Raw genomic sequence first — 6,652 nt, 5'->3', positions numbered from 1 at the left:
GCCGGCTTCGGCTCCGCCTTCGCCGCAGCGGCCGCGTTGCGCACGGAACGCAGCGCGCCGCGTACCCGGTCGGCGGCCGGATCCTTCGGTCGGGCCGGGGCCGCAGGCGGCGCGGGCGGCACGGAGGGAAGCCTTATGACCCGGGTCGCCTCCGGCGACGGCTCGGGCTCCGCGGCCGGCTTCGGCGCCTCCGGTGCGTTCACCACCATGGTGAGCAGGGCGCGTGCACCGGCGTCGTCGAGCCGCTGGGCCGGGTCCTTGGCGAGCAGGCCGTAGATGACCTCCTCCAGCGGACCCGCGTTCTTGGGCGGGTCGAGCGGCTCGGTCATCACGGCGGTCAACGTCGCGATCGCCGATCCCTTGTCGTACGGCGGGCAGCCCTCGACGCTCGCATAGAGCAGGCCGCCGAGGGACCAGAGGTCGGCGGCCGGACCCGGCTTGTTGCCGCGCGCCCGCTCGGGCGAGATGTACGACGGTGCGCCGACGAGCATGCCGGTCGACGTGATCGAGGGGTCACCCTCGACCTGAGCGATACCGAAGTCGGTGAGCACGACGCGGCCGTCACGGCCGATGAGCACGTTGGACGGCTTCACGTCGCGGTGCAGGATGCCCTCGCGGTGCGCGGAGCGCAGCACGTCGAGGATCGCCAGGCCGACCTCGGCGGCCCGGCGCGGCGTGAGCGTGCCGTCCTCGCGTACCACCTCGGCAAGGGACTTGCCCTCGACGAGCTCCATGACGATCCACGGGCGGTCGTCCTCGTCGACGACGTCGTAGACGGTCACGGCGCTGTTGTTGCGGATACGGGCGATGGCCTTGGCCTCGCGGAGGGTGCGCGTGATGAGCCGGCGCTTCTCGTCCTCGTCGATGCTGTTGGGGAAGCGCAGTTCCTTGACGGCGACAGTGCGGCCGAGCGTCTCGTCGACGGCACGCCACACCGTGCCCATGCCGCCGCGTCCGAGGACGCCGCCGAGCCGGTAACGCCCGGCGAGCAGCCGCCCTTCGGCGGGTCCGGCAGCGTCGCCCCTGAAGAACAGTGCGGCCAAGCTGCGGAACGCGTTCACGAAGAGGCGCGACCGGCTGCGCGGCAACAGGAAGAACCAGCAGGAGCAGAAGAAGCAGGACCAGGACGAGCAGAGGAAAAGGAAGGACCAGCAGCACGACGACCGGCTCGGCAGGGCTGTGGCGCGTATGCGGCCGGTCCTCAAGGCGCTGCTCAGGAAGGGTGTCCCGGCGAGGGTGCTCGACGCGGCACTGGCCGGAATGCGCATGTGGTACCGGCTCTCCCGGGTCGCTGCACAAGGCTCGCGAAGGTTCACCATTCGCGCCTGGGCCAGCCCGCCCAAGGTCGTGGTGCCCGGCACGAAGGTGGAGATCGAACCCCGTGAGGCGCTCCGGTTCGTGGAACAACTGGCCAAGAAGGTGCGGGACGAGTCCCGAGCCAGGAAGACCGACGGCGTCTCGGTGGCAACCGATGCCGAGACGGGGAAGGTGACCCACGTTCGGGCCGGCGAGGGGACACGGTTCAGCGACGTGGTGGCACACCTGGACGAAATCCAGGCCCAGAACAGATTCCCTGAGCATGGAGCGAAGAAGGGCAAGAAGGAAGACGGCGAGGAATACGACCTGCCAGGCGAGTGGGAACTCGGTTGGGCCGGAGAAGCGGGCGGCGTGAACATGCACGAACAGCCCGGATCGGTGAACACTTTGGCTCACATGAGGAAGGAGGGACAGAAGCGGGGATCGCCGCCTCCCTACCAGAAGCTGGCCAAGGAGAAGGGAGTGCACGGGTACAAGTATCTCTTCAAACACGGAGCAGACTATCTTCGCCTCTTCCAGGGCAAAATCGTCGGAAACATGAGCAAGTTGAACCGGCTGAAGGCGCGTACCTTGATGGCCCTGACCGGATACAACGAAAAGCGGCGCGACGAGACCGCTCGGGTCTATTCCGCCATGCTGGCAAAGATGCTCGAACGAGCTTCGACCCAGAACGACTACAAGCTGATACCTGCCGCGATAGCGGAGTACCCCATGGCCGCTCAGGGCGCACAAGGAGCCGCCCCGAGCAAGGAGGCATGGGTTTCCGGAAAGAGCGAGCAGAAGCAGCTCGAAGAGCTGGACAAGAAGTACGAAGGGCTACTCAAATCAGCGTCCACGGACGACGAACGAAAGGCCTTGCACGCCAAGAAGAGCCGCGAGAAACGCGGAATAACCGGCGCGGATGTGAACGTCGCGGAGCGACGGAACAAGAACGGTAAGGTGACGAGGCCCGCCGGGGTCAAGCACATGGTCAGCGGCGAAGAACTGGCGGCCAGGGAGATCCAGTACATCAACATGTTCCTCAGCGGCTACACATTCGACTATGCCGACGACGTCGATCCGCAAAAGGTGAAGGAGGACGTTTTCAGGAAGATCGAACGAGAGGTTCTGGATGCACATGGGCTGAACTGACTGCGCCGGTTGAGGGGCCGCAGCGTGAAATCGCGTCACATGAAATGAGAGCAGGGAAATGGAACCGAACCGCATGGCACGCACCCGGCGCTTGGTGCTCAGAAAGCGAAGCACGGACGAGGCAGCACAGTTCGCCGACAGCAAGGGGTGGAGCATCCTGCCGGAACAGAACAGCGACCCGGTCAGGAAGTCCACCGCATGGTCCGTCGATGACAACACCGTGTTCCAAGTGACTCGCGATCGCGCATCCGGTGAGTTCTCCTGCTTCTTCCACGGCCCCGACGAGGAACTCCTCGAGTCGCTTCTGGCCGAGGCGGAGCGGGCTCTCGACACCTGGCCCACCCAGCAACTCCTCGACGCCGTCTACGAAGCCGAGTCCCCTCAGCAACTGGTGCGCGCAGTCTTCCGTCTGGGTATCGGGGCCCCTCCTTCCCACTCGACACGCTTCATGCCCGCGCTCGCTCATGCCCTGGCCCACGAGCACCCGATGGTGCGCGCGGCGGCAGCCCGCTCCACCGCCTACATGGAGTGGCCGGAGCTCCTGCCGATCCTGGAAGCCACCGCGGGCAATGACGTGGACCCCCGCGTTCGCGAGGAAGCAGGCCAAGTCATCTCCGCCTACCACCACGCCGGGATCGGTGACGTATGACCCGCTACGCCGACATACCCAAACCCATCCGCTCCGGCATCGTCGTCGTCGACCCCGAACGCGGCACCCCCCAGCGCATCATCGTCCTCCAGTTCAACCCCGACACCCTCGAGCGCTCCCTCGCTCCCCAGGCCGCCGGCGGTGCTGGCGATGGGGGCGGGGGCGGTGGGGGAAGCGGAGGGGACAGGAACGAGGCGCTCAGACTCAAGGGGCCCGCCGAGGAGACATGGAAGTTCACCGCCGAGATCGACGCGACCGACCAGTTCGACGTCGCGGCGCCCGACGGGATCCATCCCGAGCTGGCAACCCTGGAGATGCTCGTGCATCCGACCACCGCGCAGCTTCTGGAGGCCTCGCGGCTGACGAAGAAGGGGACCATCGAGATCAGTCCGATCGAGATGCCGCTCACCCTCTTCACCTGGGGCAGCAAGCGCGTCATGCCGGTGCGGTTGACCGAGCTGTCCATCAACGAGTCGGCGTTCGACGTCAATCTGAATCCGATCCGGGCCTCGCTGAGCATCGGGATGAAGGTGCTCAGCGTCAGCGATCTGCCGGCCGGGCACCGCGGCGCGGATCTGTACATGGCGCATCTGGCGCAGAAGGAGCGCCTGGCGAGAGCCGCGCGCAGCGGCGGGCTCGCGGCGTTGGGGCTGGCCGGCCGGGACGCCGGACCGGGAAGGGGCTGAGCAGCGGACATGGCAGGCATCGAGCCGTACGAGAGCGCGCTGGACGCGATACCCGGCGCCCACCCCTACCCCCGTTCCAGCCGCTACCACGACGCGGAGATCGGCGTGCACCGGCTGCCCGACGGTACCGAAGTGCGGTACGCCAAGCGCCGGTTCCTGCCCCCGCTGGAGGCGGCCACCGGGGAGAGCGCCCCGCACACGGTCAGCAGCGGTGAGCGGCCGGAACTGCTCGCGCAGCGGTACTTCGGTGACCCGGGCCAGTGGTGGCAGATCGCGGACGCCAACCCCGTCCTGGATCCGCAGGAGCTGACCGAGGAGGCGGGCCGTGTCATCGAGATCCCGCACGCCGGCGGGTTCCCGGCGCCGGGAGACCGGTATGCCTGATCAGCCCGTCGGGCGCGGGCCCGTCCACGTCACCCTGCACATGGGCCCCCGTTTGACCCGGCCGGTTCCGCCGGAGGTGACCGAGGCGCTGCTGTCGGCCCAGATCACCACGACCGCGGGCGAACGCAGCGGATTCCAGTTCGCGTTCGACCTCACCAAGCAGGGCGCCCTGTCGCGCCGGTTGCTCCCCGAAGGGTTCTTCGACCCGAAGACCCGGGTCGTTCTCACCGTGAGTGTCAGAGGCACGGCCGTCGTGCTGCTCGACGGGCTGATCGTGCGGCAGGAGGTCGGCGCGAGCAATCAGCCCGGGCATTCGACGCTCACCGTGACCGGCGAGGACCTCACGGTGCTGATGGATCTGGAGGAACGGACCGACCGTTACCCGAATCTGCGGCCGTCCGAACGGGTGACCCGCATCCTCGCCAAGTACACGCACTACGGCATCGAGTCCCGCGTGTTCCAGGAGAAGATCGAGCAGCCGCCACGGGAGCAGTTGAGGGTCGAGTATCAGACGGGCACCGATCTGAGCTACGTCAACGAACTCGCCCGTGCCAACGGCTACATCTTCTATCTGGAGCCCGGCCCCCGCCCCGGTCACTCCACCGCCGTGTGGGGGCCGGAGATCCGGATCGGGCAGCGTCAGCACGCGCTGAACGTGAACATGGACGCCAACTCCACTGTCGACCAGTTGACGTTCGCCTACGACGGGACGGCTCGCGAGGAGCCGCAGGCACGCGTGCAGAATCCCGCGACCCGTGACTCCGTTCTGCTGCCGCAGCCGGACATCGGGCCGTTGCGCCCTCCGCTGGGGCGCCGCGCGACGCCCGCCCTCAAGCGCAGGACGCTGTCGGGCACGGCCAAGAAGGAGTCGGCGCAGGCGCGGGCCGAGCTGCTGGCGCGGGCTGCCGTGTCGGCCGACTCCGTCTCCGGCTCGGGATCGCTTGACGTCAACCGGCACGGCTACATCCTGCGGCCCCGCGAGCTGGTCGGGGTGCGCGGCGCCGGAGTCACGTACGACGGCGACTACTACGTGAAGTCGGTGACGCACAACATCAGGCCCGGCTCGTACCAGCAGAACTTCACGCTGTCGCGCGAAGGCCTGATCGCCCGCAGCGGCACCGTACGGCCGTGAGCCGCGAAAGCAAGGACCAGGGAGAGAACTGCGCATGGCTGCAGGACCGAACAACCGGTTTCTCGGCAAGTTCCGGGGGCGGGTGGTGAGCAACGAGGATCCGCTGCGGATCGGCCGGGTCACGGTCAAGGTGCCGGACGTGCTCGGCGACGAGACGTCCACATGGGCGCTGCCCTGTCTGCCGTTCACGGGGCGGGAGTCCGGGCAGTACGTGGTTCCTACGGCCGGGGCGGGCGTGTGGGTGGAGTTCGAGCAGGGGGATCCCAGCTACCCCATCTGGACCGGCTGTTGGTACGGGGACAGTGCCGAGCTGCCGCCGGACGCGCTGACCGGTGGGCCGGCGCACCAGAACGTGGTGATCCAGACCTCCGACCGGCACAAGTTCGTGATGGGCGACGTGCCCGGCGGCAACGGCATCCGGCTCCAGGCCGCGACCGGGGCGTACATCCAGGTCGACGAGAAGGGCGTGACGATCGCCAACGGGCAGGGCGCGTCGATCCTGCTGACCGGCGGCGAGGTCAACATCAACGACGGCCGGCTGATCGTGCCGAAGAAGCAGTAACCGACCAGGGGGAGAAAAGTCTTGTCCGGACACTCCGGGAACACCGGGACCTTCGTCAGCGCCGCAGCCGCGCTCCACTGCCCGCACGGGGGCCGCGTCTTCGCCACGTCCGCTCCGAGTGCCGTGCGGATCGACGGGGTGCCCGTGCACACCGCGTCCGACACCTTCGCCGTGTCGGGCTGCACGCACACGATCGACCGGGTGCCGCACCCCTGCACATCCGTCCGGTGGAGTCCGCACGCGGCCGGCGTGCTCGTCGACGGGAAACCGGCACTGCTCGACACGACGGAGGCCGTCTGTCTCGGGGCGGCCCTCGTTCCGCAGGGCCCGCCGGTCGTGCTCGCGGCGCGGCAGGGGGTGATGTGCCGATGAGGACCGTGCGTGGCGACATCGCTTTCCCGTTCCGCTCGGACCGGCGCGGGCGCACCGCACATGCCTCGTACGACGAGCATGTGCGGGACCTGGTCGAGCAGTTGCTGTTCACCAGCCCCGGGGAGCGTGTGATGCGGCCCGACTTCGGCTGCGGGCTGCTCGACCTGGTGTTCACACCCAACAGTCCCGAGCTGGCCTCCGCCCTCGAGTTGTCCGTGCAGGCGTCGCTGCAGCGCTGGCTGGGCGATCTGATCGAGGTGGAGGCGCTGGACGTGGTGAGCGAGGAGAACGTGGTCCGGGTGTATCTGCGCTACGTGGTGCGCGCCACGCAGAGCCGTCGCGACGAGGTGTTCGAAGGGAGCGCCCCCGCATGAGCAACATGAGCGAGGTGCCGGCCCGCCGCGGCGACGGCAGGCACG

At 68.2% G+C, this 6,652-nt stretch carries 9 protein-coding genes; 8 read left to right on the top strand and 1 reads right to left on the bottom strand.

Annotation, left to right across the window (positions count from 1 at the left end):
- A partial coding sequence (locus tag ABZ070_RS04860) for a serine/threonine-protein kinase (RefSeq protein ID WP_356629953.1) occupies positions 1 to 1,043 on the bottom strand: 1,043 nt, incomplete at its 3' end.
- A 145-nt stretch (positions 1,044 to 1,188) separates the two neighbouring features.
- Here ABZ070_RS04860 and ABZ070_RS04855 point away from each other — a divergent pair.
- From ABZ070_RS04855 to ABZ070_RS04820, 8 genes are all read left to right on the top strand, one after another.
- The gene (locus ABZ070_RS04855) at positions 1,189 to 2,448 is read left to right on the top strand and encodes a hypothetical protein (RefSeq protein WP_356629951.1); all 1,260 of its coding nucleotides are present in this window, start codon (positions 1,189 to 1,191) and stop codon (positions 2,446 to 2,448) included.
- A 73-nt stretch (positions 2,449 to 2,521) separates the two neighbouring features.
- A complete protein-coding gene (locus tag ABZ070_RS04850) occupies positions 2,522 to 3,097 on the top strand; it encodes a HEAT repeat domain-containing protein (protein WP_356629949.1) in 576 nt (191 codons plus the stop codon).
- The gene (locus ABZ070_RS04845) at positions 3,094 to 3,783 is read left to right on the top strand and encodes a hypothetical protein (protein ID WP_356629947.1); all 690 of its coding nucleotides are present in this window, start codon (positions 3,094 to 3,096) and stop codon (positions 3,781 to 3,783) included. Before ABZ070_RS04850 ends, ABZ070_RS04845 begins: the two co-directional genes overlap by 4 nt.
- 9 nt (positions 3,784 to 3,792) lie before the next feature.
- Entirely contained in the window at positions 3,793 to 4,167 is a 375-nt protein-coding gene (locus ABZ070_RS04840) for a hypothetical protein (RefSeq protein ID WP_356629945.1), read from the top strand.
- Positions 4,160 to 5,299 carry a hypothetical protein gene (locus ABZ070_RS04835; RefSeq protein WP_356629944.1) on the top strand — a complete coding sequence of 380 codons (1,140 nt, stop codon included), beginning with the start codon at positions 4,160 to 4,162 and terminating at the stop codon, positions 5,297 to 5,299. The genes ABZ070_RS04840 and ABZ070_RS04835 overlap by 8 nt, the downstream gene beginning before the upstream one ends.
- A 34-nt stretch (positions 5,300 to 5,333) precedes the next feature.
- Positions 5,334 to 5,861: a phage baseplate assembly protein V gene (locus tag ABZ070_RS04830; RefSeq protein WP_356629942.1), complete on the top strand. Its 528-nt coding sequence runs from the start codon at positions 5,334 to 5,336 to the stop codon at positions 5,859 to 5,861.
- Between the two features lie 21 nt (positions 5,862 to 5,882).
- The gene (locus tag ABZ070_RS04825; protein ID WP_356629940.1) at positions 5,883 to 6,233 is read left to right on the top strand and encodes a hypothetical protein; all 351 of its coding nucleotides are present in this window, start codon (positions 5,883 to 5,885) and stop codon (positions 6,231 to 6,233) included.
- Positions 6,230 to 6,607 (top strand): GPW/gp25 family protein, encoded by a 378-nt coding sequence (locus ABZ070_RS04820; RefSeq protein ID WP_356629938.1) that lies wholly within the window; start codon positions 6,230 to 6,232, stop codon positions 6,605 to 6,607. Before ABZ070_RS04825 ends, ABZ070_RS04820 begins: the two co-directional genes overlap by 4 nt.
- Positions 6,608 to 6,652 lie beyond the last annotated feature (45 nt).

It is taken from the genome of Streptomyces sp. NPDC006283, assembly GCF_040613325.1.
Classification (GTDB): domain Bacteria; phylum Actinomycetota; class Actinomycetes; order Streptomycetales; family Streptomycetaceae; genus Streptomyces.
The sequence above is the reverse complement of the archived record's forward strand: the minus strand, read 5'-3'. Positions and strand labels throughout refer to the sequence as shown.